This is a genomic window from uncultured Pseudomonas sp., assembly GCF_943846705.1.
Lineage (GTDB): Bacteria > Pseudomonadota > Gammaproteobacteria > Pseudomonadales > Pseudomonadaceae > Aquipseudomonas.
In genome coordinates this window covers 3176742-3201226 of the sequence record NZ_OX044366.1, presented here as the reverse complement: position 1 = coordinate 3201226, position 24485 = coordinate 3176742, and the positions used below count along the sequence as shown (strand labels likewise).

22 protein-coding genes are annotated in these 24485 nt (G+C 59.5%); 12 read left to right on the top strand and 10 right to left on the bottom strand.

The window, feature by feature from the left end:
* The gene (locus Q0V31_RS15100) at positions 1-495 is read left to right on the top strand and encodes a SprT family zinc-dependent metalloprotease (protein ID WP_298188818.1); all 495 of its coding nucleotides are present in this window, start codon (positions 1-3) and stop codon (positions 493-495) included.
* A 56-nt stretch (positions 496-551) separates the two neighbouring features.
* Here Q0V31_RS15100 and Q0V31_RS15095 read toward each other — a convergent pair whose 3' ends face one another.
* From Q0V31_RS15095 to Q0V31_RS15080, 4 genes are all read right to left on the bottom strand, one after another.
* A complete protein-coding gene (locus tag Q0V31_RS15095) occupies positions 552-1169 on the bottom strand; it encodes a hemolysin III family protein (RefSeq protein ID WP_298188816.1) in 618 nt (205 codons plus the stop codon).
* A 129-nt stretch (positions 1170-1298) separates the two neighbouring features.
* Positions 1299-2480, bottom strand: a complete 1182-nt coding sequence (locus Q0V31_RS15090) for a CaiB/BaiF CoA-transferase family protein (RefSeq protein ID WP_298188811.1) — start codon at positions 2478-2480, stop codon at positions 1299-1301.
* 69 nt (positions 2481-2549) lie between these two features.
* Positions 2550-4187 (bottom strand): AMP-binding protein, encoded by a 1638-nt coding sequence (locus tag Q0V31_RS15085; protein ID WP_298188809.1) that lies wholly within the window; start codon positions 4185-4187, stop codon positions 2550-2552.
* Positions 4188-4244: 57 nt separating this feature from the next.
* Positions 4245-5384 carry an acyl-CoA dehydrogenase family protein gene (locus Q0V31_RS15080; protein ID WP_298188806.1) on the bottom strand — a complete coding sequence of 380 codons (1140 nt, stop codon included), beginning with the start codon at positions 5382-5384 and terminating at the stop codon, positions 4245-4247.
* Positions 5385-5542: 158 nt separating this feature from the next.
* Here Q0V31_RS15080 and Q0V31_RS15075 point away from each other — a divergent pair, with 158 nt between their 5' ends.
* Positions 5543-6541, top strand: coding sequence for an AraC family transcriptional regulator (locus Q0V31_RS15075; protein ID WP_298188804.1), 999 nt, complete (start codon positions 5543-5545; stop codon positions 6539-6541).
* Between the two features lie 45 nt (positions 6542-6586).
* Here Q0V31_RS15075 and Q0V31_RS15070 read toward each other — a convergent pair whose 3' ends face one another.
* Complete coding sequence (locus tag Q0V31_RS15070) at positions 6587-7771, bottom strand: MFS transporter (protein WP_298188802.1); 1185 nt, start codon at positions 7769-7771, stop codon at positions 6587-6589.
* A gap of 388 nt (positions 7772-8159) precedes the next feature.
* Between Q0V31_RS15070 and Q0V31_RS15065 the strand changes: the two genes are divergently transcribed.
* Positions 8160-8870, top strand: a complete 711-nt coding sequence (locus tag Q0V31_RS15065) for a 4'-phosphopantetheinyl transferase superfamily protein (protein WP_298188799.1) — start codon at positions 8160-8162, stop codon at positions 8868-8870.
* Positions 8871-8942: 72 nt separating this feature from the next.
* Positions 8943-10232, top strand: coding sequence for a M18 family aminopeptidase (locus tag Q0V31_RS15060; RefSeq protein WP_298188797.1), 1290 nt, complete (start codon positions 8943-8945; stop codon positions 10230-10232).
* Between the two features lie 331 nt (positions 10233-10563).
* Here the strand turns inward: Q0V31_RS15060 and Q0V31_RS15050 are convergent, their stop codons facing one another.
* Positions 10564-11280 (bottom strand): UTRA domain-containing protein, encoded by a 717-nt coding sequence (locus tag Q0V31_RS15050; RefSeq protein ID WP_298188795.1) that lies wholly within the window; start codon positions 11278-11280, stop codon positions 10564-10566.
* 344 nt (positions 11281-11624) lie between these two features.
* Here Q0V31_RS15050 and Q0V31_RS15045 point away from each other — a divergent pair, with 344 nt between their 5' ends.
* The 6 genes from Q0V31_RS15045 (at position 11625) to Q0V31_RS15020 (ending at position 16850) form a co-directional block, all read left to right on the top strand.
* Entirely contained in the window at positions 11625-12683 is a 1059-nt protein-coding gene (locus Q0V31_RS15045; RefSeq protein WP_298188793.1) for an ABC transporter substrate-binding protein, read from the top strand.
* A gap of 101 nt (positions 12684-12784) precedes the next feature.
* The gene (locus Q0V31_RS15040) at positions 12785-13591 is read left to right on the top strand and encodes an alkaline phosphatase family protein (protein ID WP_298188791.1); all 807 of its coding nucleotides are present in this window, start codon (positions 12785-12787) and stop codon (positions 13589-13591) included.
* Positions 13591-14430, top strand: a complete 840-nt coding sequence (locus Q0V31_RS15035; RefSeq protein ID WP_298191092.1) for an ABC transporter permease subunit — start codon at positions 13591-13593, stop codon at positions 14428-14430. Before Q0V31_RS15040 ends, Q0V31_RS15035 begins: the two co-directional genes overlap by 1 nt.
* Positions 14417-15211, top strand: a complete 795-nt coding sequence (locus Q0V31_RS15030) for an ABC transporter permease (protein WP_298188789.1) — start codon at positions 14417-14419, stop codon at positions 15209-15211. The genes Q0V31_RS15035 and Q0V31_RS15030 overlap by 14 nt, the downstream gene beginning before the upstream one ends.
* Positions 15208-16197 carry an ABC transporter ATP-binding protein gene (locus Q0V31_RS15025; protein WP_298188787.1) on the top strand — a complete coding sequence of 330 codons (990 nt, stop codon included), beginning with the start codon at positions 15208-15210 and terminating at the stop codon, positions 16195-16197. Before Q0V31_RS15030 ends, Q0V31_RS15025 begins: the two co-directional genes overlap by 4 nt.
* Positions 16197-16850, top strand: coding sequence for an HAD family phosphatase (locus tag Q0V31_RS15020; protein ID WP_298188785.1), 654 nt, complete (start codon positions 16197-16199; stop codon positions 16848-16850). Before Q0V31_RS15025 ends, Q0V31_RS15020 begins: the two co-directional genes overlap by 1 nt.
* On the opposite strand, the gene Q0V31_RS15015 is transcribed toward Q0V31_RS15020, so the two are convergent.
* Positions 16837-17703, bottom strand: coding sequence for a LysR substrate-binding domain-containing protein (locus Q0V31_RS15015; RefSeq protein ID WP_298188783.1), 867 nt, complete (start codon positions 17701-17703; stop codon positions 16837-16839). The genes Q0V31_RS15020 and Q0V31_RS15015 overlap by 14 nt on opposite strands.
* A gap of 163 nt (positions 17704-17866) precedes the next feature.
* Between Q0V31_RS15015 and Q0V31_RS15010 the strand changes: the two genes are divergently transcribed.
* Positions 17867-18706, top strand: a complete 840-nt coding sequence (locus Q0V31_RS15010) for a bifunctional allantoicase/(S)-ureidoglycine aminohydrolase (protein ID WP_298188781.1) — start codon at positions 17867-17869, stop codon at positions 18704-18706.
* Positions 18707-18823: 117 nt separating this feature from the next.
* Here the strand turns inward: Q0V31_RS15010 and ahpF are convergent, their stop codons facing one another.
* From ahpF to Q0V31_RS14995, 3 genes are all read right to left on the bottom strand, one after another.
* Positions 18824-20377, bottom strand: coding sequence for an alkyl hydroperoxide reductase subunit F (gene ahpF, locus Q0V31_RS15005; protein WP_298188779.1), 1554 nt, complete (start codon positions 20375-20377; stop codon positions 18824-18826).
* Positions 20378-20541: 164 nt separating this feature from the next.
* Positions 20542-21105 (bottom strand): alkyl hydroperoxide reductase subunit C, encoded by a 564-nt coding sequence (gene ahpC, locus Q0V31_RS15000; RefSeq protein ID WP_298188777.1) that lies wholly within the window; start codon positions 21103-21105, stop codon positions 20542-20544.
* Positions 21106-21221: 116 nt separating this feature from the next.
* On the bottom strand, positions 21222-22187 hold the full coding sequence (locus Q0V31_RS14995) for an NAD(P)H-quinone oxidoreductase (protein WP_298188775.1): 966 nt from the start codon (positions 22185-22187) through the stop codon (positions 21222-21224).
* Between the two features lie 95 nt (positions 22188-22282).
* Between Q0V31_RS14995 and Q0V31_RS14990 the strand changes: the two genes are divergently transcribed.
* Entirely contained in the window at positions 22283-24394 is a 2112-nt protein-coding gene (locus Q0V31_RS14990) for a carboxy terminal-processing peptidase (protein ID WP_298188773.1), read from the top strand.
* Positions 24395-24485: the final 91 nt, after the last annotated feature.

The following is a 24485-nucleotide window of genomic DNA, read 5'->3' as shown; positions in this document are numbered from 1 at the left end:
ATGCCTGAACACCTCCTGAGCCGCGTAGAACACTGCTACCAGCAGGCTGAAAGCTTTTTCAAACAAGCCTTTGTTCGCCCCGAAGTGAGTTTCAAGCTGCGTGGACAAAAGGCTGGCGTGGCGCATTTGACGGAGAACAAGCTGCGCTTCAACCCGCAGCTGTATCGGGAAAATCGTGAAGACTTTCTCAAACAGACGGTGCCCCACGAAGTGGCGCACTTGGTCGCTCACCAGCTGTTCGGCCTGAAGATCCAACCCCACGGCGAAGAGTGGCAGCTAATCATGCGCGGGGTGTATGAGCTGCCGCCGAATCGCTGTCACACCTATGCTGTGCAACGGCGCACGGTCAATCGCTACATCTACCGCTGCAGCTGCCCGCAGGGCGAGTTCCCGTTTACCGCGCAACGCCACGCACTGGTCAGCAAAGGCCGGCGCTACTTCTGTCGGCGCTGCAAGGTGACGTTGAGCTTTACCGGTGAACAGCGCGTCGAATAAAGCTATAGCCCGATCCAATGTTGTACCTGTTGCGAGGCGGGCGTTAACCGTGACAATCACAACACGTAGCGCAGCACTGCGACGAAGTGCATCAGGCTGCCGCCCATCACGAACAGGTGCCAAATGCCATGCCAATGGCGGAAGCGGCTGTCATATGCGAAGAAGATGATGCCCACGGTGTAGAGCACCCCGCCGCCGGCCAGCCAGGCAAACCCTTCTATACCCAGCGCACTAATCAGCGGCTTGACCGCTACCAAGACAATCCAGCCCATCACGGCGTAGATCACAACCGACAGTACGCGTGCCTCGGAGCGCGGTTTGATCTCCTGCAGCATGCCCAACACCGCCAGCCCCCAGACCACACCAAACAGACTCCAGCCCCACGCGCCTTCGAGCGTCACCAAGCAAAACGGCGTATAGCTGCCGGCGATTAGCAGGTAGATCGACAGGTGATCGAGCTTGCGCATCAGCACCTTCGCCGGCCCCCTTACGCTATGGTAAAGCGTCGAGATGCTGTAGAGCAGCACCAACGTCAGGCCGTAGATGGCCACGCTGATGATCTTGCGCAGGTCACCATCCAAGCTTGCCAGCACCAGTAGCCATACTGCACCCATGCAGGCTAAAAGGGCGCCAACCAGATGGGTCCAGGCGTTGAAACGTTCACCGTGATACATGTTATGTGTTCCCGCAGCGCTCAGAGGGGTATAGCCCCAGGCTTATGCCGGAAAAACTAACATTTGACGAGCTTCCTGTGGGGTAGATGCAGCGCCGCCGACTACTGCGCAGCGGACTCCAAGCAGGGCTCAGGCAACCACCTTGGCGGCCTTAAGCTGAACAATCTGCTCGGCGCTGTAACCCAGCTCATGCAACACCTCGGCGGTATGCGCACCCAACGCCGCGCCAATATGGCGCGGCGCGGGCAAACCGCTGGAAAACTTGATCGGGCAGGCCATCTGCGCCTGTGGCTCATTGCCCGTCCGCGGCACTTCGGTCACTAGACCGCGGGCCTTGATCTGCGGATGCGCCACCGCCTCGCTGAGATTCAGCATCGGCTCGACGCAGGCATCGAGGCCAGCAAATACCTGACTCCACTCGGCGAAATCGCGCTTCTCAAACTCGATTTCAATCTCGCGTTTAAGTGCCTGCTGATCCTCCGGGCGCTGCGACAAGCCGCGTGACGCCAATTCCGGGCGGCCGATGGCGGCGCAGAACTGCTGCATAAACTGTGGTTCCAGGCTACCGACCGAAAACCAGCGACCGTCGCGGGTACGGTAGTAGTCGTAGAAACTGCCGCCATTGAGTGCCTGATTCTCCATCGCCGGCTCCACCCCGGCCGCCAAATAACCCGCCCCGGCCATACCGTGCAAGCTGAAAGCGCAGTCGGTCATGCTGATGTCCACTTGCTGGCCCTGCCCCGTCGCCTGGCGCTGGATTACCGCTGCCAGCAAGCCGATCACCCCATGCAGCGAGCCACCAGCGATATCTGCCGCTTGAATACCCAGTGGCAATGGCCCCGTTTCGCGCCGTCCGGTGTAACTGGCAATACCGGCCAAAGCCAAATAGTTGATGTCATGCCCAGCGCGATCCTTGTACGGGCCGCTCTGGCCGTAACCGGTGATCGACACGTAGATCAGCTTCGGGTTGATCGCCTTGAGCGCCTCATAGCCCACACCGAGTTTATCCATCACCCCCGGGCGAAACTGCTCCAGCACGATGTCGTACTCAGCCACCAGTTGCTTGACCATTGCCACCGCCTCGGGCTTTTTCAGGTCCAGGGCGATGCAGCGCTTGTTGCGGTTGAGGTAGGCATGGCTGGCGGACACCCCGCCATCATGCGGCGGCAATACCCGAACCAGATCCATGCGACTGGGCGACTCAACCCGCAACACCTCTGCCCCCATATCAGCCAGCAGCAAGGAGGCAAATGGCCCAGGCAGTAGGGTGGAAAAATCCAGTACTTTCAGGGTGGACAGCGGGCCTGACATAACAGCTCCTTAAACAATCGGGAGAAAACGATGGGTATCGCTGCGCTCAACCCATCCTCGGCAGTGCAACTATTGCCAATGCAGTGGCTGCTGGGTGTTGAGCGCGGCGACTTCCTCAGCAAAGCGCGCCTCCAGCACATTACGGCGGATTTTCATGGTCGGCGTCATGCAACCGTTGTCCACGGTCCAGGGCTCACGCACCAGCACGAAATGGCTGACCCGCTCATGGTTTTGCAGCGTGGCATTGAGTTGCTGCAAGGTTTGTTGCAGGTCGGCTGTCACCTGCTCGCGCGGCTGCTCACGGGCTGCAGGCGACAGTTCGATCAGCGCCAACGGCTGGTCCAGATTGCTGCCCATCAGGCACACCTGCTCGACCCAGTGATTTTTGGCAATCTCACCTTCAATCGGTGCCGGGGCGATGTACTTACCCTTGCTGGTCTTGAAGATGTCCTTCACCCGTCCGGTGATGCGCAAGTAGCCATCGCTGTCCAACTCACCCTTGTCACCGGTGTGCAGCCAGCCATCGACCAACGCCTCGGCAGTTTTCTCCGGCTCGAGGTAATAGCCGAGCATCAGCGTCGGGCTGCGGAACAAAATCTCGCCAGAGTCAGCAATACGCACTTCCAAGCCTTTCATCGGCCGCCCCACAGTGCCAAAGCGCACCTGACCGGGGCGGTTGAAGCAGCCGTAAGCGACGTTTTCACTCATGCCGTAGCCCTCACAGAGGGTCAGGCCGATTGCTTGGTACCAGTCGAGCAGCCCCCGCGAAATCGCCGCCGCGCCAGAGATCATGATGCGCGCCTGATCGAGACCCAGGCCACGACGCACCTTGCGCGCCACCAGTGCGCCAATCAGCGGGATACGCAGCAGCCGAGCCAGCTTGGCCTGCGGCAGTTTCTCCAGCACGCCCAGCTGAAAGCGTGTCCACAGCCGTGGCACGGCGAAAAACACCGTGGGCCGCACATGACACAGATCGCGAGAAAAGGTCTCCATCGACTCAACAAACGCCACGGGGGCGCCGCAATACAGGCTGTTGAACTCGACCATAAAGCGCTCGGCGACATGCGATAACGGCAGGAAGGAGAAGAACCGATCCTGCGTACTCATGCCCATTTCCCGGCAGGCGTTTGCTGCGGTAAAGGCCATCGCATGCACCGAGAGCATGACCCCCTTTGGGTTGCCTGTGGTACCGGAGGTATACACCAGCGTCAGCACTTGCCCAGGCTGTTGCACGGCAAGGGTTTGCAGCGGCTCATGCGCGGCCAGCAAGCTATGCCATTCATGGGTACAGGCCAGGGTCGGGTACGGCAACGCGATACGCGTCAGCTGTGGGCCAATTCCAGCCTCCAGCTTTTCCGCGTCATCCAGCTTGCCAAGCAGGATGACCTTGCACTGCGCATGCTCCAGCACATAGGCAATGCTGTCGGCCGATTGCAGCGGGTACAACGGCACGCTGATCAGCCCGGCCATCATGATCGCCAGGTCACAGATAAACCATTCGGCGCAGTTCTTCGACAACAGCGCCACCCGGTCGCCCGGCACGCAGCCCTGCGCCAGCAGTGCGCTGGCTAATCGCCGGGCCTGGTCATCGACCTGACGCCAGCTGAAGTCATGCCACTGACCGTTAACCGGCTGGCGCAGCCAGACCGCATCCGGGCGTTTCTCAACCCAGAGCGCGAAACGCTCCAGGGGCAGTTGCTCATCCATATGCAGACCTCTTGTTGTTATTGTCTGTCTCGTCTTGGCTCAGCCGTTACCGCTGTATCAGAGCTTCATGCCACGGCTGATGATCTCTTTCATGATTTCCGAGGTGCCGGCGAAAATGCGCTGAATACGCGCGTTTGCGTACATCTTGCAGATCGGGTACTCCCACATATAACCCCAACCGCCGTGTAGCTGTACCCCTTCATCGACCACCTTACCCAGCAGCTCGGTGGTAAACAACTTGGCCTCGGCGGCGACCTCAGGGGTGAGTTTCTTCTCGTTGTGATCCATCACGCAGCGGTCGACGAACACCTGCGCCACGTCGATTTGCGTGCGCATTTCCGCCAGTTTGAAACGGGTGTTTTGGAAGTGTGAAATTGGTCGATCGAAGGCCTTGCGCTCCTTCACATAATCGATGGTCGTTTGCAGCGCGGCCTCGGCACCCGCTACTGCGCCACAGGCATTGGTCAGGCGCTCTTGGGCGAGCATGTTCATCAGATAGAAGAAGCCGCCCGTGGCATCCCCCAGCAGATTGGCCTTGGGCACCTTGACGTTATTGAAGAACAGCTCAGCGGTGTCCTGACTCTTCATGCCCAGCTTCTCCAGCTTCTTGCCGCGCTCGAAACCCTGCATGCCGCGCTCAACCAAAAACAGCCCCATGGCGTGCTTGTTGGCCGGATCGGTCTTGGCCGCGACGATCACCACATCGGCCAAAATACCGTTGGAGATAAACACCTTTGAGCCATTGAGCACATAGTGATCACCCTGATCCACCGCGGTGGTGCGCATGCCTGCCAGGTCGGAGCCGGCGCTGGGCTCGGTCATCGCCACGGCCAGAATCAGCTCACCGCTGATGATGCCCGGCATAAGCCGCGCCTTCTGCTCGGCATTACCATATTCGGCGATATACGGGCCGCACAGCGCCGAATGCAGCGGCAGCATAAAGCCCGCCTCGTTAACCTTGGCCAATTCCTCGCACATGATCTGCTCGTAGCGAAAATCCTTAAGGCCCGATCCTCCGTATTCTTCATCCGCCCAGGGCAGCAGAAAACCCATGTCGCCGGCCTTCTTCCACACCTCACGGCTGACCATGCCGTCGGCCTCCCACTGCTCCTGATGCGGTACCACCTCTTTCTTGAGGAAGGCGGCAAAAGCGTCACGAAACAAGTTGTGCTCGGTGTCGAAAATATTGCGCTGCATGCGGTTGGCTCCTAGAGCTGAAGTCGTCCTGCAGAGTAGGCCTGCCCTGCCACCTGCCTCAATGACCCATGCGCTCAGCCTAAATTGACCCATTCGCTCGGCGCTTGTCCTAATTCCATCAAGCTGCTTACCATCGGCGCACTTTACAAGGAGCCGTCATGCGCGAACGCACCATCGCCAGCCATTTTGTCCGCGCCGCCTTGCGTGGTGCCGAGGCCCAGGGCCACGACTGCACGCCGCTGTTGCGCCAGCTGGGTATTCAGCCGGCCTTGCTGGATGAGCCACGCGCACGGGTCGCCCCCGAGCAATTCACCCGCTTGGTGCAATTACTCTGGGAAAGCCTCGACGACGAATACTTAGGCTTCGGCCGCCTACCCAGCAAACGCGGCACCTTCGCCATGATGTGTAACGTCATCATCCACTGCCGCACACTGGAAAAAGCCCTTGGCCGCGGTGCGCTGTTCTACAGCCTGTTCCCTCAAGCACCGACCATCAGCCTGCAACGTGAAGGCGACTGGGCGCGCCTGAGCGTGGATGGCTCAACCCTGTGCGACCCCGACCATTTCCTAGTGGAAAGCCTGCTGGTGATCTGGCACCGCCTCGGCAGTTGGATGATCGGCCAACGCATCCGCCTGGAAGAAACCACCTTCACTTACACCCAACCCGCCCATGCCGCCGAATACGAGTTGCTGTTCCCCGCCAATCGGCGTTTCTCGGCAGGTCGCACCAGCCTGCTGTTCCATGCCCGCTACCTGGCCATGCCACTGCTGCAAGACGAACGCACGCTTAAGCAGTTCCTTCAGCACTCCCCCGCCGACCTGCTCGCGCGCCCGGATGGCGGCGACAGTTTGATCAGCCAGATCCGGCGCTTATTGGGTCGTGACTGCAGCAACTGGCCGGATCTGGATGCCGTCGCGCAGCAACTGCATATGAGCCCGCAAACCCTGCGCAGGCACCTGCGTGAAGAAGGCTCTAGCTTTCAGGAGCTCAAAGACCACCTGCGCCGCGACCTGGCGATCTACCACCTGGGGCGTGATGACTTGGCGATTCAGGATATTGCCGAACAGCTCGGCTTCTCCGAGCCTTCGGCGTTTCACCGGGCGTTTAAGAAGTGGACGGGGCTAACGCCGGGCGCTTATCGGGCGCAGGAGGGGTAAGGATCAGTCGAACGTTTGCAGCATCCGAGGCTGAGCCGTTTGCCCCTATAACTTGCGAGCGCTGATCCCGGCGGCGACAAACAGGGCGGCCAATACCGCCAGCATCGGCAACCAGCCGGCGTGCTCCCAGATATACCCGGCGGCGTAGCCAATCACGCTGGACCCCAGGTAATAGGCGCACAGGTAAAGCGCCGAAGCTTGCGCTTTGGCTACGCTCGCGCGTTGCCCGACTTGACCGCTGGCCACCGCGTGCGCCGCAAAAAAGCCCAGGGTGAACAAGCCCAGCCCGGCCACTGCAGCGCTTAACCACGGTGTCGCACACAGTGCCACGCCCAGCAGCATGATGCCGATTGCGCCCTGCATCACTTGCCGCGCACCCAGGCGTGGCACTAACCGCCCCGCCCAGCCGGCGCTAAATATCCCGACCAAATACACCGTAAACAACAAGCCAATCAAACTGGAGGACAAGTTGAACGGCGCAGCCGCCAAGCGAAAACCGACATAGTTGAACAAGGCGACAAAGCCGCCCATCAACAAAAAGGCCATCAGGAACAGCCGGCGCAGTTCGCCATTGCTCAGGTGCGCGGCAAAGTTGTGCAGCAAGCCGCGCAGCGACAGCGACTGCGCGGTGAAATGCCGTGACGGTGGCAGCAGCCAAATAAACAACCCCAGCGCCAACAAGCCCATGCCGGCAATACCGGCCAAGGCCAGCGGCCAACCGCCGAGATCACTGAGCAAGCCGGCGAGCAAACGCCCGAGCAGCCCGCCCAGGGCAGTGCCACCGATATACAGGCCCATCGCTGCAGGCAATGCCTCGGGCTCGAACTCCTCTCCCACATAGGCCATGGCCAGTGCTGGCAGACCGCTCAGGGCCAACCCCAGCAACGCACGCAGCCATAGCAGGTGATCCCAGCTTTCGACCAGCGCGCAGGCGATCCCCAGCACTGAAGCCAGGCCCAAGGCAATCGCCATGACCGGTTTACGCCCCCAGCTCTCGGCCAGCGCACCGGACACCAGCAAACACAGCGCCAGGCTCAAGGTGGTGAGCGATAACGCCAAGCTGCTGCCCGCCGCTGACACGGCGAAGTGCTGCGCCAGCAGCGGCAATAGCGGCTGCACGCAATAGAGCAAGGCAAAGGTGGCAAACCCGGCACAGAACAGCGCCAGGGTGGCACGCCGGTAGGCGGCAGTGCCGCGCATGAGGTACGCAGTTGAGTCAGCTACAGGCATCGGCAGGCTCGCTAAATGGCTCTAGATCGGCCGTTGCGGCAGAGTAGCACGCAGCCAGCATGAGCGGCTTTGCGTAATCGGTATAAGCGTTATGCAGAACTTGAACAGTTCGCCGCTAGGTGCAGCACCGACCTCAGAGGGCTGCCAGACATAGCGCGCAAAAAAAACGGGAGCCCAAACGGGCTCCCGTACTCATTCTCAGAGAAATGCCGACACACACCTCACGCACGCGCCGGCTACAACCTCACCTACGCTTCCACAGAAACGCAGCGCGCAGTCTGGCAAAAAACATTCACGCACTCCGTTTAGCTTTGTTGTTGCTGTGCAACGAATTGTAACTAGGCCAACACGTCTGGCCGACACCTCAAGCACGCGGCAGAATGCGCCTATGAATACAGACTATCTGCCTGCCTGCTGTACGCCGCTTGATGACCACTGGCCATTACCTCAGCCGTTGCCGTCGTTGCGCTTGATCAGCACCCGCTTTGATCCTACGCGCCTGCATGGCGAGGACTTCAACCGTTGCGGCATCCAACCGGTGCGTGGCGTCGCCAAGCGCCAAAGCGAATACCTGGCCGGCCGCCTGTGTGCGCGCGAGGCTTTAACGCAACTGACTGGCGCGGCTGCCATCCCTGGGATTGGTGAGAACCGAGCACCGCAATGGCCTGCCGCTACGCTAGGCTCAATCACCCATGGCAGTGGCTGGGCCGGCGCAATAGTGGGCCATAGCGCTGACTGGCGCGGCCTGGGTCTGGATGTTGAGCGCTGCATGCCGACCAACCGGGCAGAGCGTCTGGCGGCAGAGATACTCACCCCCGCCGAACTGCTGCGCTTGGAGGGCTTGACCGCCGAGCAGCGCGCCCGCCGCATCAGCCTGACTTTTTCGCTCAAAGAAAGCCTGTTCAAAGCGCTCTACCCCATGGTTTTGCGGCATTTTTACTTTCAGGATGCTGAGCTGCTGAGTGTGGCCGCCGACAATACAGTTCGCATACGCCTGCTAATTGATCTGCATGCGGACTGGCCAGCAGGCAGCCAACTGGAGGGCCAGTTTGCTGAGTTCGCTGGCTATCTACTGAGTTTGGTCAGCATCCCGCACTGATCTGTTCGCCACTGCCGCCCAAAGCCAGGGGCAAATCCGCTAAACTCGGCCGCTTGCCGTCTGGAGTGCCCTATGCGCGATGATTTGAATCAAGGCCTGATCGATTTCCTCAAGGCCTCACCGACCCCCTTTCATGCCACCGCAAGCCTGGCCCTGCGCCTTGAAGCGGCTGGCTTTCAGCACCTGGACGAGCGCGCCAGCTGGCACACCGAAGCCGGTGGCCGCTATTACGTGACCCGCAATGACTCCTCGATCATCGCGTTCAAGCTGGGCAAGCGCTCAGCACTTGAGGGTGGCATTCGCCTGGTTGGCGCACACACCGACAGCCCGTGTTTACGCGTCAAGCCGCAGCCTGAACTGCAACGCCAGGGCTTTTTCCAGCTCGGCGTAGAAGTCTATGGCGGGGCACTGTTAGCCCCATGGTTCGACCGCGACCTGTCGCTGGCCGGCCGCGTGACTTACCGCCGCGACGGCAAGGTGGAAAGTCAGCTGATCGACTTTGAACACCCGATTGCGGTGATCCCCAACCTGGCGATTCACCTCAACCGCGAAGCCAATTCTGGCTGGACGATCAATCCGCAGAACGAGCTGCCACCGCTAATTGCGCAGCTGGCCGACCCTGAGGCCGCCGATTTTCGTGCACTGATCACCGAGCAGCTGGCCCGCCAGCATGATTTCAGCGCCGATGCGGTGCTCGATTACGAGCTGAGCTTCTACGACACACAGAGCGCAGCGGTGATTGGCCTGAATGGCGATTTTATTGCCGGCGCGCGATTGGACAACCTGCTGTCCTGCTACGCCGGGCTACAAGCCCTGCTGGCCGCCCCGGATGAGGAAAGCTGCGTACTGGTGTGCAATGACCACGAAGAGGTCGGCTCCAGCTCGGCCTGTGGTGCCGATGGACCGATGCTCGAACAGGTATTGCGCCGTGTACTGCCGGAGGGCGACGCCTTTGTCCGCACGATTCAGCGCTCGCTGCTGGTATCGGCTGACAACGCGCATGCCGTGCACCCCAACTACCCCGATCGGCATGACGAGAATCACGGCCCCAAGCTCAACGCCGGCCCGGTGATCAAGATCAACAGTAACCAGCGTTACGCCACCAACAGTGAAACCGCCGGGTTCTTCCGCCACCTGTGCCTGGAAAACGAAGTGCCGGTACAGAGCTTTGTCACCCGCAGCGACATGGGCTGCGGCTCGACTATCGGCCCAATCACCGCCAGCCAACTGGGCGTACGCACCGTGGACATCGGCCTGCCAACCTTCGCCATGCACTCGATCCGCGAACTGGCCGGCAGCCATGACCTGGCGCATTTGGTGAAAGTGCTCACCGCCTTCTACGCCAGCGCCGAGCTGCCATGACGGGGTACCGTAGGATGGGTTAGCCGCCCAGGTAGTCATAGGTAAGACAGCTGTGCGGCGCGGCGTAACCCATCATCGCGCTGTACCTGCTGCTGCACTGATGGGTATCGCGTCGCTCAACCCATCCTACCAACTGCGACGAGTCGCTTGCTGTGCGGCTCGCAGCTGGTCGCCGAGCGTGCCGGCCAAGCCCATGTCATAGTCCGCGTCGCCACATTAGATGAAGACCCCGGCGCACGCCCGACCCAGCATATCCGGACCGATCACGATCGGCTCTGGCTGGCGACCGATGAGTTGCCTCACTACCCCGAGTGGCAACCCGGGCGTTAAATCACTCCGGCACTTCGACGCTCACATGCAGGGCGTCGTGGCGCCAGAACTCCAAATCGCAATCGATCAGACGGCCATGCTGATCTCGATTGATCCGCACGATGCGCAGCGCCGGGCTGCCTACTGCTACCTTGAGTGCTGCCGCTGCTTCACTGTGCAAAGCAGTGGGCACCATGTCGAAGCGCACTCGACCGTAATGAATGCCGTACTCGCTGCCATAGAGTTCGGTCAGTGAACGGGTCAGATCAAAACCGAGAACCCCTGGGAAATAGCTAGGATTGAGGTAATGCTCGACATACAGCACCAAGCGCCCATCAATGCGCCGTGCACGGCGAATCTGGTACACGCTGGATAACCCTGGCAAGGCCAGCAGCTGACAGATTTCGGCATTGGCCGGAATCAGCTTGGCGCTCAACACCTCAGTGGCCGGCACTCGGCCCTGCTCACCCACCATGGCATGGAAGTGGCTGCGGATCAGTGGGTTGTACGCCACGCGAGGCGGTGAAACAAACCAGCCGCGGCGCTCTTCACGGTAAATCAGCCCCTGCGCCTCAAGCTGACCCAGCGCCTCACGCAAGGTGATCCGCGTGGTATCGAACACCTCACTGAGCTTGCGCTCTGCCGGTAACTGACTTCCCGGCGACAGCAGGCCGTGTTCGATCTGCTCCTGCAATGCCCGGCATATCGCAGTGACTGCCCGCGGCGCTTCATCACGCATCAAGACCTCCATATTTGGACTAGTCCAGCACCATTCAAGGGCAATGTTTCGTGCATGCCGCCCTAAAACTCATGTTTCAAGTTTAAGCAGCCTAGATGACTGAGATGTGACAACTCTATTTCAGAGCACCAGCAAACCCAGAAAAATGGCGCTGAAAGTTGAGGTATTGGCGGTGATATTCATGGTCTACGCTTGTGAAGCGCCAACTCTGCCGAGGTGGCTGCAAGCGAAAAGAGGGCAACGTACACAAAATTGTCATTTAACCGGCCTAAATTGGTCTGGGTCTTGCTGATCTAGACCAGAACTGTTCACCGCACACCTCGAAACCGTAAAAGGAGTTTCCAATGAAACAACTGCTGATGGCTTCACTGATGGGCTCGGCCATTGCTCTGGCAACCTCTGCCATGGCCAGCGACATGGACATGCAAGCACTGGAAAAGGCTGCGCGTGCAGAAGGCGCGGTTAACAGTGTGGGCATGCCGGACAGCTGGGCCAACTGGAAAGACACCTGGGTTGATCTAGAGAAAAAATACGGCCTCAAGCACATGGATACCGACATGAGCTCGGCCCAGGAAATTGCCAAGTTCGCCGCCGAAAAGGACAACGCCACCGCCGATATCGGTGACGTCGGCGCGGCCTTCGGCCCCATCGCCGTGCAGCAAGGTGTTACCCAAGCCTACAAACCCAGCACCTGGGAGCAAATTCCAGCCTGGGCCAAAGACACCGACGGCCACTGGATGCTTGCCTACACCGGCTCCATCGCCTTTATCGTCAACAAACAGCTGGTCAAAGATATTCCACGCTCTTGGGCTGACCTGAAAACCGGCACCTACAAAGTCTCCGCTGGCGATGTCAGTACCGCTGCACAAGCAGTAAACGGCGTACTGGCCGCCGCCATCGCCATGGGTGGTGATGAAAGCAACGTCAAACCGGCACTGGAATTCTACGGTGCCCTGGCCAAGCAGGGCCGTTTGTCGCTGGCCAACCCAACCATCCAGACCCTGGAAAAAGGTGAAGTGGAAGTCGGTGTAGTGTGGGACTTCAACGGCTTGTCCTACCGCGACCAGATCGACCCGGAGCGCTTCGAAGTGCTGATTCCGTCTGACGGCTCGGTGATCTCGGGCTACAGCACCATCATCAACAAATGGGCGAAAAACCCCAACGCTGCCAAGTTGGCGCGTGAGTACATCCTCAGCGACGCAGGCCAGATCAACTTGGCCAAGGGTAATGCACGGCCGATCCGCGCTGAGCACCTGACGCTGCCAGCCGAGGTGCAGGCCAAGCTGTTGCCGCAAGAGCAATACGCCAAGGTTCAGCCGATCAAGGATGCGACCGTCTGGGAAGCCACCTCTAAAGCGCTGCCGCGCCTGTGGCAAGAGCACGTCATCATCAACATGAACTGATACCGCGCCGTAGGATGGGTTGAGCCGGCGATACCCATCGTTCCATGCACCTTGATGGGTATCGCGAGCTCAACCCATCCTCTGCACTAAGGCTTTTAACCATGTCGCACAACGTCATCCTCGTGGTTCTGGATGGCCTGAGCTATCAGGTGGCCCAGCATGCGCTGGGGCATCTGCAGGCTTACTGCCAAGCCGGACGTGCCGCGCTGTACAAACTCGACTGTGAACTCCCCGCACTGTCACGCCCGCTGTACGAGGCCATTCTGACCGGCGTTACGCCGATCGATAGCGGCATCGTAAATAACGACGTGGTTCGCCTGTCGACCCAGCGCAGCATCTTTCACTACGCCCGCGATGCCGGCCTGATTACTGCGGCGGCGGCGTATCACTGGGTCAGCGAGTTATATAACCGTTCGCCTTTCCAGGCCGCCCGTGATCGCCACACCAGCGATACCGCGCTGCCCATCCAGTACGGCCACTTTTATTACGCCGATCACTACCCCGATTCACACCTGTTTGCCGATGCCGACAGCCTGCGTCAGCGCTACGCGCCTAACTTGCTGCTGGTGCACCCGATGAATATCGACGATGCCGGCCACAAACACGGCCTCGACAGCGCGCAATACCGCAACAGCGCACGCATGGCCGATGTGCACTTGGCCGAATACATTCAGCCCTGGCTGGATGCGGGTTATCAAATTCTGGTCACTGCCGACCATGGCATGAACAACGACCGCTCACACAATGGTCTGCTGCCCGAAGAGCGTGAAGTGCCGCTGCTCGTCCTCGGTAGCGCCTTTAGCCTCGACCCCAACGCCCAGCCCAAACAGTTGGAGTTGTGCGGCACCGTCTGCGAGTTACTCGGTGTGGCCCACGACAAACCTGTGTGCCGGGAGCTCTTATCGTGATGGCAGCCCTGCGCGGCAAATGGCTGGCGCTGCTGTGCTTGCTGCCTTTTGCCTTGTTCTTTCTTGCCTTTCAAATCGCACCGCTGCTCTGGGTCGCCAGCAACAGCCTGCACTCTAGCGAAGGCTGGGGCCTGGGCAATTTCAGCGAGGCTTTTGCCTCGCCGTTCTACCGTCAGGCCATGCGTCACAGTTTGGAGGTGGCCTTCTGGTCAAGCTTGATGGGTATCAGCATTGCCATCCTTGGCAGCTACTCGCTGCGCCAGGTGGACAGCAAACTGCGCGACTTCGTCATGGCCTTCACCAATATGACCAGTAACTTCGCAGGCGTGCCACTGGCATTTGCTTTTGTCATCCTGCTTGGTTTTAACGGTGCACTGACCATTCTGCTCAAGCAGGCGGGGGTGATTGAGGATTTCAACCTCTACTCCAAGACGGGCCTGATCGTGCTCTACACCTATTTCCAGATCCCCCTCGGTGTATTGCTGCTCTACCCGGCCTTTGATGCATTACGTGAAGACTGGCGCGAGTCTGCCGAATTACTCGGGGCGAACAACTGGCAGTTCTGGCGCCACATCGGTTTTCCGGTACTGACCCCAGCACTGCTCGGCACCTTCGTGATTCTCATGGCCAATGCCTTGGGCGCTTACGCCACGGTGTATGCACTGACCACCGGCAACTTCAATATTCTGCCGATTCGTATTGCCGCCATGGTTTCTGGCGACATCTTCCTCGACCCGAATATGGCCAGTGCCCTGGCAATGATTCTGGTGGGCTTGATGACCCTGATCACCCTGGTTCACCAATGGCTGCTGCGCCGGAGCTACCATGTCCCACGCTGAAAAACGTTCACCGCTGTTCCATCAGCTGGTGGTCTTCGCCCTGATGCTGATTCTGCTGATGCCGCTGCTGGGGACCTTGATCTACTCGTTGTCGACCAGCTGGTCGGCGACCATTCTGCCGAGTGGATTGACCTTCAAGTGGTACTTGGCACTGTGGAGCGATGCGCGCTTCCTGTCCGCCTTCGGCCGTTCGTTACTGGTGTGCTTTGCCGCACTGGCCTTGTCACTGGTATTGATTCTGCCGTTGCTGTTTGTGGTCAGTTATCACTTTCCCAAGCTCGACGCCGTGATGAACGTGCTGATCCTGCTGCCCTTTGCCATTCCGCCGGTGGTGTCATCCGTGGGCCTGATGCAGCTGTTTGCCGGTGGCCCGCTGCCGATTCTGGGCACGCCGTGGATTCTGATTGGCTGCTACTTCACCATCGCCCTGCCCTTTATGTACCGCGCGATCAGCAACAACCTGCAAGCGATCAACCTGCGTGACCTGATGGACGCTGCCCACTTACTCGGTGCCAGCACCTGGCGCGCAGCCTTTATGGTGGTGCTGCCCAACCTGCGTAAAGGCTTGCTGGTCTCGGTGTTCCTCTCGTTCAGCTTCCTGTTCGGTGAGTTCGTGTTTGCCAACCTGCTGGTCGGCAGCCGCTATGAAACCCTGCAGGTGTACCTCTACAACATGCGCAACGACAGTGGTCACTTCACCAGCGCCCTGGTGATTTCCTACTTTATGTTCGTGCTGCTGATGACCTGGGCGGCCAACCGCCTGAATAAGGACAAGTCATGAGTTTTCTGAGCATCCAAGGTCTGCATAAAAGCTACGGCAGCACCTCGATTTTCACCGATATCAACTGCGAAATCGCCAAGGGCGAGTTCATCACCCTGCTCGGCCCGTCAGGCTGTGGCAAATCCACCCTGCTGCGCTGCATTGCCGGATTAACCGGGGTCAATGACGGTCAGATCCTGCTCGACGGCGAAGACCTGGTACCTGTTGCGCCACAAAAGCGCGGCATCGGCATGGTATTTCAGAGTTATGCCCTGTTCCCCAACATGACCGTGCAGCAGAACGTCGCCTTTGGCCTGCGCATGCAGAAGGTCAAAGGCAGCGAGGCTGAGCAGCGAGTAAAAGAAGTGCTGGAACTGGTGGAGCTGAATGACTTTGCCAACCGCTATCCGCCGCAGCTCTCAGGTGGTCAGTGCCAGCGTGTCGCCCTGGCGCGCTCGCTGGTTACCCGCCCGCGCCTGTTGCTGCTGGATGAGCCGTTGTCGGCGCTGGATGCGCGGATTCGCAAGCACCTGCGCGAGCAGATCCGCAATATTCAGCAGGAGATGGGCCTGACCACCATCTTCGTCACTCACGATCAGGAAGAGGCGCTGGTCATGAGTGACCGCATCTTCCTGATGAATGGCGGCAAGATCGTCCAGAGCGGCGACGCCGAAACCCTCTACACCGCCCCGGCCGATGTGTTTGCCGCCGGGTTTATCGGCAACTACAACCTGCTCGACGCCGATGCCGCCAGCCGCTTGCTGCTGCGCACGATCAACAGCCGCGTGGCGATTCGCCCGGAGGCCATTCAAATCGGTGCGCAGGGCAGCATCGAGGGTCAGGTGCGCAGCCACAGCCTGCTGGGTAATGTGATCCGTTACAGCATCGAAGCCCGCGGCGTCGAACTGCTGGTGGACGTGCTCAATCGCTCCCCCGCCGACTTGCACGCGCGTGGCCAACGCATCAACCTGAGCATTGAAGACAACGCAATATGTGAGGTGGCTTGATGGCCCTGGCAATTTTTGACCTGGACGAAACCCTGATTGGCGGCGACTGCGCCAGCCTGTGGAGCCAGGAGATGGTCAAGCTCGGCTGGGCCGACGCTGACAGTTTTATCCCCCGTGAGCAGGAGCTGATGCGCCAATACGCCGCCGGCAGCCTGGCCATGGAAGACTACATGGCCTTCACCCTCTCGCCCTTGGTCGGTCGTACTCCAGAGGAAGTCGCGCATGTGGTCGAGCCGTTTGTTGAGGATGTCATCGAGCCGATCTTCTACAGCGACGCCACCCGCTGTCTGGCCAACCACCGTGCCGCCGGCGACCGCATTTTGGTGATTTCCGCCTCGGCACATTTTCTGGTCAGCGCTATCGCCGCACGCTTGAAGATCGAGGAAGTACTGGCCATCGACCTGGAACTGCAACACGGCCACTACAGCGGCCGCACCCAGGGCGTACTGACCTACCGCGACGGCAAGGTCAGCCGCCTGCAGAGTTGGCTGCAAGAGCAGGACGAAAGCCTCGACGGTGCTTACTTCTACTCAGACTCGCGCAACGACCTACCGCTGCTGCAACGGGTCGACAACCCCCATGTGGTCAACCCCGATCCGACCTTGTTACAGCACGCGCAACAGGCCGGCTGGCCGCTTCTCAACTGGCGCTAACAGGCTGCATGATGCGTTCGCAGGCAGCAGTGAACGCCACTGCCAGCTCCCGGGCATAGGCCGGCAGCTGTTGCCGGGCATGCAGCGCAACCTCCACATCGACCACCGGCGCAAAGCCATCGGCGGCGCCCAACTCACGGTGGCTGGGGGTAAGCAGGCGGCGTGGCAGTAGCGTTAGACCCAGCCCGCCTTCGGCGGCAGCGCTGACCCCGGACAGGTTGCTGCTGACATAAGCAATGCGCCATGGCTTACCCATGGCGTCCAACGCATGGGTCATCTCCAGTCGATACAGGCCATTGGGCGGAAACACCGCCAGCGGCACGGGGTTACGCTCAAGCACGGGGCGTGTGCGACTGTCCATCCAAGCCAACGGTTCTGGCCAGCTGGCCAGGCCCTTGACACTGCCGATGCGCTGTTTGATCAGGGCCAGGTCGAGTTCGCCGGCATTGAAGGCGCTCCACACGTCATGACTAAGCCCATTGATGATTTCCAGGCGAATCCCCGGATGGCTATCGGCGAAGTCCGCTAGGCAGGATGTCAGGCTGTCGGCGGCGAAGTCGTCCGGCACGCCCAGGCGCACTTCGCCCGCCTGCTGATTGCGGCCCATGGCCAGCTCCGCTTCGTCGATCAAGGCAACGATGCGATTGGCATAACCGAGCATCCGCTCACCCTCGGTGGTGGTCACCACATAGCGCCCACCGCGCTCAAGCAACTCGGCCCCCACCTGCTCTTCCAGTCGGCGCACCTGCTGGCTGACCGTCGACTGGGTCAGGTGCAGGCTCGCGGCGGCTCGGGTAAACCCGCCCGTTTGCACCACGGTTAGAAATGCGCGTAACAACACCGGATCAAGCATGACGACATCCCATTCACAAAACCACTACCAGGGATTCTACTATTTAATTTCAGAATCCTCGCGCAAGTTCCTATAGTAAAGCCACGCCGGGAATCCAAGCCACGGCCCACGCATTCCGTTTCCGCGCCGGTCTACTGCCGACGCCCCACAGAGGCCTGTCTCGATGAGCCAAACAACTTACTACGCCCCCCATGGTGGCCACCCGGATCAGAAACAACTGCTGACCGATCGCGCCATGTTCACCGAAGCCTATGCTGTTATCCCGAAGGGGGTGATGCGTGACATCGTCACCAGCCACCTGCCGTTCTGGGACAAGATGCGCATGTGGGTCATCGCCCGCCCGCTAACCGGTTTCGCCGAGACCTTCTCGCAGTACATCGTCGAAGTCGCCCCTGAAGGCGGCAGCGAGCGCCCCGAGCTGGACCCGAACGCCGAAGCGGTCCTGTTCGTGGTCGAAGGCAAAATCGACATCAGCCTCGAAGGCAAGCACCACACCCTGGTACCGGGCGGCTACGCCTTCCTCGCGCCAGGCGCCGACTGGAGCCTGCGCAACAACAGCAAGGCCAACGTCACCTTCCACTGGCTGCGCAAGCACTACCAGAAAGTCGAAGGGCTGCCGGCGCCGGAGTCGTTCGTCACCCACCGCGACAACGCCACCGTCATCGAAATGCCGGGCACCGAAGGCGCTTGGAAGACCACCCGCTTCGTCGACATGGCCGACATGCGCCACGACATGCACGTCAATATCGTGACCTTCCAGCCTGGCGGCGTGATCCCGTTCGCCGAGACCCACGTGATGGAACACGGCCTGTACGTGCTCGAAGGCAAGGCGGTGTACCGCCTGAACCAGGATTGGGTCGAGGTCGAGGCCGGCGACTTCATGTGGCTGCGCGCATTCTGCCCGCAAGCCTGCTATTCCGGCGGCCCAGGCCCGTTCAGCTACCTGCTGTACAAGGATGTAAACCGCCATATGCCGCTGACCCTGACCGGCCAGCCGCGCTAAGCGCTAAAGTCCATATAAAAAAACGGGCCACCCTCACAGGTGGCCCGTTTTTTTATCTGCCGCTAGACCGCTTTGGCGACGCCAGCGAAGAGCCCGGCGCACCTCGGACGGTCTGTATCAGTTGCGGATCAGATGATCAAAGGCACTCAACGAGGCTTTGGCACCGTCGCCGACAGCAATCACGATCTGCTTGTACGGCACGGTAGTCACGTCACCGGCGGCGAAGATACCCGGTACATTGGTGCCGCCTTTGCTATCGACGATGATCTCGCCACGCGGCGACAGCTCGATCACGCCCTTGAGCCAGTCACTGTTAGGCAGCAGGCCGATCTGCACGAAAATCCCTTCGAGATCGACGGTGTGCAGCTCTTCGCTGCTGCGATCCTGGTAAACCAGGCCGCTGACCTTCTGGCCATCGCCCTTAACTTCGGTGGTCAGTGCGCTGGTGATCACTTTAACGTTGGCCAGGCTGTGCAGCTTTTTCTGCAATACCGCATCGGCACGCAGCGCGCTGTCGAACTCGATCAGGGTGACATGCGCGACGATGCCGGCCAGATCGATCGCGGCTTCAACGCCCGAGTTACCACCACCAATCACCGCCACACGCTTGCCCTTGAACAGTGGGCCATCGCAGTGCGGGCAGTAAGCCACGCCCTTGCCGCGGTACTCCTGCTCGCCAGGGACGTTCATCTCTCTCCAGCGCGCACCGGTAGCGAGAATCAGCGTCTTGGCTTTCAGTGATGCACCGCTGTCAAACTGCACTTCATGCAGCTCACCAGCCTGTTTGGCCGGAATAATGGCGCTGGCACGCTGCAGGTTCATGATGTCGACTTCGTATTGCTTAACATGCTCTTCCAGAGCGCGAGCCAGCTTTGGCCCTTCGGTCTCCTGCACCGAAATAAAGTTCTCGATGGCCATAGTATCGAGCACCTGGCCACCAAAACGCTCAGCTGCCACGCCGGTGCGAATGCCTTTACGCGCCGCATAAATAGCCGCTGCCGCACCGGCTGGGCCGCCGCCAACCACCAGCACATCAAATGCTTCTTTGGCGTTGAGCTTCTCGGCATCACGCTTGGCCGCGCCGGTGTCGATCTTGGCGAGAATTTCTTCCACACCCATGCGGCCCTGGCTGAACAGCTCACCATTCAGGTAGATGCTCGGTACCGACATGATCTGCCGCTCTTCGACTTCTGCCTGGAACAGTGCGCCGTCGATGGCCACATGACGAATGTTCGGGTTGAGCACGGCCATCAGGTTAAGTGCCTGAACCACATCCGGGCAGTTCTGGCAGGACAGCGAGAAGTAAGTTTCGAAGCTGAACTGGCCTTCAACGCCCTTAACCTGCTCGATCACGTCCGCTTCGAGCTTGGACGGATGACCGCCGACTTGCAGCAGTGCCAACACCAATGAGGTGAATTCATGGCCCATGGGGATACCGGCAAAACGCACGCCGATGTCTACACCCGGGCGATTCAGCGAGAACGACGGTACACGGCTATCGCTGCCGTCTTCACGCAAAGTGATCTTGTCAGTCAGACCGACGATGTCGTGCAGTAGCGCACTCATTTCACGGGATTTATCGCTGTCATCGAGGGACGCAACGATCTCAAACGGCAGAGTGACCTTTTCCAGATAGGCCTTCAATTGGGCTTTAAGCGCGGCGTCCAACATAATTCAGGTATCCCTTTGTCAAAATTCAGGAACAAAAACGCCCGGGCGGATTGCGCCCGGGCGTTCGGGCACTAAAGAGGCTGGGTTACAGCCCTCAAGCGCAGAGCAGATTAAAACGCGTTCAGTACGCTGCCTGCCTGGGCAAGGCAGCGTTGCAGACGGTTTTAGATCTTGCCAACCAGGTCCAGAGACGGAGCCAGAGTCTTCTCGCCTTCTTTCCACTTAGCTGGGCAAACTTCGCCTGGATGAGCAGCGGTGTACTGAGCAGCTTTCAGCTTGCGCAGGGTTTCCGATACGTCACGAGCGATTTCGTTGGAGTGGATTTCAACAGTCTTGATCACGCCTTCTGGGTTGATCAGGAAGGTGCCACGCAGCGCCAGACCTTCTTCAGCGATGTGCACGCCGAAAGCATTGGTCAGCTGGTGAGTCGGGTCACCGATCAGTGGGAACTGAGCCTTGCCAACAGCTGGCGACGTTTCGTGCCATACCTTGTGCGAGAAATGGGTATCGGTGGTGACGATGTACACTTCGGTGCCCGCATCGCGGAACGCAGCGTAGTTGTTGGCAGCGTCTTCAATCTCAGTTGGGCAGTTGAAGGTGAAAGCTGCTGGCATAAAGATCAGTACCGACCACTTGCCCTTCAGGGACTGCTCGGTGACTTCGATGAATTTACCGTTGTGGAAAGCGTTGACCTTGAACGGTTGAACTTGGGTGTTGATGAGGTTCATCTCTGATTCCTTCTGAGGGTTAGGAAATTTACGGGGCCCATTTTAGCGCCTTGAACAAAAAAAGCTTATTAATTGCCGCCATGGCATCGATTGACTAAGGCAATCGATGCCATCTTTCAAACCAAGCTCGGGTCTATGACCAATACCAGTTTGCCGTTGACCTGGTTAGTCGCCAACACCGCAAAGGCCGCCTCGGCGTCTTTGAGTGCATATGCCTGCTGCAGTTGCGGCTTAAGCCGACCCTCGGCAAATAGCGGCCAGACAAACTGCTGCAGATCGCGCATCAAGTCGGCCTTGAATTGCTCATCCCGGTTACGCAGGGTCGAGCCGATCAGCTGAATGCGCTTGCCCAGCAGCACCGCCAGATCCAGTTCAGCCTTACGCCCACCGAGCAAACCAATATTGACCCAACGACCATCCAGGGCCAGCAAATCCAGGTTAAGCGCCGCGTAGTTGCCACCCACCGGGTCGAGAATCACATCGAACGGGGCGAAGTCACGCAACGCCTGTAACTGCTCTTCGCCGCGCAATACACCGCCCTGAGCGCCCAGGCTTTCGCAGTAAGCCAACCGCTCCGGTGAACCGACGCTGACCCAGCTCGGACTGCCGAATGCCTTGCATAACTGAATGGCCGCAGAGCCCACACCACTGGCTCCGGCATGCAACAACACCTTTTGCCCCGGTTTCAGGCCCGCCAGCTGAAATAGATTGAGCCAGGCCGTGGCGTAGACCTCAGGCAATGCGGCTGCTTCATGCAGCGTCACCCCTTCAGGCACAGGCAAGGCGTGGCGCGCATCGACCACCACCTCCTCAGCCATACCGCCACCGCTCAGCAGTGCACACACCCGGTCGCCCACTTTCCAGCCACAACCGGCGCCCACTTCACTGACAATACCGGCGCACTCCAGCCCGAGTATCTCGGTGGTTCCTGGCGGCGGCGGATAGAGCCCGGCGCGCTGTAACAAGTCAGCACGGTTGAGCCCAGCGGCCGCCACACGGATACGAATTTCGCCAATATCACAGGCCGGTGCTGGGTGCTCTGCCCATGCCACACGGCCTTCAACGCCTTGCAATGCCTTCACGCTGCCTCCATAGTGCATTTAAACCGAGCCCGGCGTTGAACACCGGGCTTTTGCATTGCGCCGATGGAACCGGGCGCCATTAAAGACGGCCTAATATGCGTTATAAACTGCCCACACGTCGAACCAGCATGAAGCGATCCTTACTCAGCGCCACCCTCGCATTCTCATTTGCCCTGAGCGCCCTGCCGCTCGCGGCGAAAACCAGCAATGACTCCTGGGAGTACTTGCAACCTGACCGCGAGCAAGTGATCGCCAGCCTCAACGTCGTCGAGCTGTTGAAGCGTCATCATTACAACAAGCCGCCGCTGAATGACGAGCGTTCGGAGAAAATCTATCAGGGCTACCTGAAGATGCTCGACCCCTCGCGCAGCTATTTCATCGCCAGCGACATCGCCGAGTTCGACCAGTGGCGCACGCGCTTTGACGACCTGCTGAAGAACGGCGACCTGCAGCCCGGCTTCGCCATCTACACACGTCATCTGGAGCGTTTGCAAGGGCGCCTGCAGTTCGCCCTGAGCATGCTCGAGAAAGGCGTCGAGACGATTGATTTCGACAGCGATGAGAGCCTGCTCATCGATCGCGAGAACGCCCCCTGGGTCAAGAACGTCGCCGAACTGGACGACCTCTGGCGCAAGCGGGTAAAGGATGAAGTGCTACGCCTGAAGATTGCCGGCAAAGAGCCCAAAGCCATTCAAGAACTGTTGACCAAGCGCTACAAGAACCAACTCGCACGCCTGCAGCAAACCCGTGGCGAAGACGTATTCCAGGCGTACATCAACGCCTTTGCGATGTCCTACGACCCACACACCACCTACTTGTCGCCGGATAACGCAGAAAACTTCGACATCAATATGAGCCTCTCGCTCGAAGGTATTGGTGCGGTACTGCAAAGCGACAACGAGCACGTCAAGATCGTGCGCCTGGTGCCGGCTGGCCCAGCGGAAAAGAGCAAGCAGATCGCCCCTGCTGACAAGATCATCGGCGTTGCCCAGGGCAGCAAGGAAATGGTCGACGTCATCGGCTGGCGTTTGGATGAAGTGGTCAAACTGATTCGTGGACCAAAAGGCTCGCAAGTTCGCCTGGAAGTGATTCCGGCCAGCAATGCGCCGAACGATCAGACCAGCAAAGTCGTCGCCATCACCCGTGAAGCGGTGAAGCTGGAAGAACAGGCGGCGAAAAAATCGATTCTCCACCTCAAGCACGAGAACCGTGACTACACCCTTGGGGTCATCGAAATCCCGGCGTTCTACCTGGACTTTAAAGCCTACCGTGCTGGCGACCCGAACTATAAAAGCACCACCCGTGACGTTAAACGCCTGCTGACTGAGCTGGCAAAGGAAAAAGTCGACGGCGTGGTCATCGACCTGCGCAACAACGGCGGGGGCTCACTGCAGGAAGCCACTGAACTGACCGGGCTGTTTATCGACCAAGGTCCTACCGTACTGGTGCGCAACAGCGATGGCCGCGTCGATGTATTGGCCGACGAGAACACCGGCATTTACTACAAGGGCCCGCTGGCCGTGCTGGTCAATCGCCTGTCGGCCTCGGCCTCGGAAATTTTCGCCGGTGCCATGCAGGACTATCACCGTGCGCTGATTCTCGGTGGTCAGACCTTCGGCAAAGGCACCGTGCAGACCATCCAGCCGCTTAATCATGGCGAGTTGAAACTGACCCTGGCCAAGTTCTACCGCGTCTCCGGGCAAAGCACCCAGCATCAAGGTGTAATTCCGGACATTCAGTACCCGGACATCATGGACACCAAGGAAATCGGTGAGAGTGCTCTGCCCGAGGCCATGCCGTGGGACAGCATCAAACCGGCGATCAAGCCTGAGCTGGACTCGATCAAACCGTTCCTTGCCGAACTGCAGAGTCGTTACGAGAACCGTACCGCGCAAAATGCGGACTTCACCTTTGCTCGCGACCGCCTGCAACTGGCGCAAAAGCTGATGCAGGAAAACACCGTCAGCCTCAATGAGGCCAAGCGTCGCGCTCAGCAGGCGGATATTGAAGGCCAGCAACTGGCCATCGAAAACAGCCGGCGTGAAGCCAAAGGCGAAGCGCCGCTGAACAAACTCAAGCAAGAAGACGAAGACGCGCTGCCGGTGGAAGATAAGAAAATCAAACCGGAAGATGATGCCTACCTCGCCGAAAGCGGGCGCATCCTGCTCGATTACTTAGGTCTGAATACGCGCCTGGCCAAGCAGTAAGCAGCGGGCGTCATCAAAGGGTCATCAAACTGTCGTGAAATGCGGGGACTGGTAGCCATACCAGTCCCCGTTTTTATGCCACAGAGAGCCG

Bases quoted from the DNA above. Each gene is read 5' to 3' on its own strand.
- Q0V31_RS15010 (WP_298188781.1), top strand. From the start codon at position 17,867: ATGAGCCAAACAACTTACTACGCCCCCCATGGTGGCCACCCGGATCAG.
- Q0V31_RS15040 (WP_298188791.1), top strand. From the start codon at position 12,785: ATGTCGCACAACGTCATCCTCGTGGTTCTGGATGGCCTGAGCTATCAG.
- Q0V31_RS15095 (WP_298188816.1), bottom strand. From the start codon at position 1,169: ATGTATCACGGTGAACGTTTCAACGCCTGGACCCATCTGGTTGGCGCC.
- Q0V31_RS15030 (WP_298188789.1), top strand. From the start codon at position 14,417: ATGTCCCACGCTGAAAAACGTTCACCGCTGTTCCATCAGCTGGTGGTC.
- Q0V31_RS15050 (WP_298188795.1), bottom strand. From the start codon at position 11,280: ATGCGTGATGAAGCGCCGCGGGCAGTCACTGCGATATGCCGGGCATTG.
- ahpF (WP_298188779.1), bottom strand. From the start codon at position 20,377: ATGTTGGACGCCGCGCTTAAAGCCCAATTGAAGGCCTATCTGGAAAAG.
- Q0V31_RS15015 (WP_298188783.1), bottom strand. From the start codon at position 17,703: ATGCTTGATCCGGTGTTGTTACGCGCATTTCTAACCGTGGTGCAAACG.
- ahpC (WP_298188777.1), bottom strand. From the start codon at position 21,105: ATGAACCTCATCAACACCCAAGTTCAACCGTTCAAGGTCAACGCTTTC.
- Q0V31_RS15075 (WP_298188804.1), top strand. From the start codon at position 5,543: ATGCGCGAACGCACCATCGCCAGCCATTTTGTCCGCGCCGCCTTGCGT.
- Q0V31_RS15100 (WP_298188818.1), top strand. From the start codon at position 1: ATGCCTGAACACCTCCTGAGCCGCGTAGAACACTGCTACCAGCAGGCT.
- Q0V31_RS15080 (WP_298188806.1), bottom strand. From the start codon at position 5,384: ATGCAGCGCAATATTTTCGACACCGAGCACAACTTGTTTCGTGACGCT.
- Q0V31_RS15065 (WP_298188799.1), top strand. From the start codon at position 8,160: ATGAATACAGACTATCTGCCTGCCTGCTGTACGCCGCTTGATGACCAC.
- Q0V31_RS15045 (WP_298188793.1), top strand. From the start codon at position 11,625: ATGAAACAACTGCTGATGGCTTCACTGATGGGCTCGGCCATTGCTCTG.
- Q0V31_RS15060 (WP_298188797.1), top strand. From the start codon at position 8,943: ATGCGCGATGATTTGAATCAAGGCCTGATCGATTTCCTCAAGGCCTCA.
- Q0V31_RS15090 (WP_298188811.1), bottom strand. From the start codon at position 2,480: ATGTCAGGCCCGCTGTCCACCCTGAAAGTACTGGATTTTTCCACCCTA.
- Q0V31_RS15085 (WP_298188809.1), bottom strand. From the start codon at position 4,187: ATGGATGAGCAACTGCCCCTGGAGCGTTTCGCGCTCTGGGTTGAGAAA.
- Q0V31_RS14990 (WP_298188773.1), top strand. From the start codon at position 22,283: ATGCGTTATAAACTGCCCACACGTCGAACCAGCATGAAGCGATCCTTA.
- Q0V31_RS15025 (WP_298188787.1), top strand. From the start codon at position 15,208: ATGAGTTTTCTGAGCATCCAAGGTCTGCATAAAAGCTACGGCAGCACC.
- Q0V31_RS15020 (WP_298188785.1), top strand. From the start codon at position 16,197: ATGGCCCTGGCAATTTTTGACCTGGACGAAACCCTGATTGGCGGCGAC.
- Q0V31_RS15070 (WP_298188802.1), bottom strand. From the start codon at position 7,771: ATGCCTGTAGCTGACTCAACTGCGTACCTCATGCGCGGCACTGCCGCC.
- Q0V31_RS15035 (WP_298191092.1), top strand. From the start codon at position 13,591: ATGGCAGCCCTGCGCGGCAAATGGCTGGCGCTGCTGTGCTTGCTGCCT.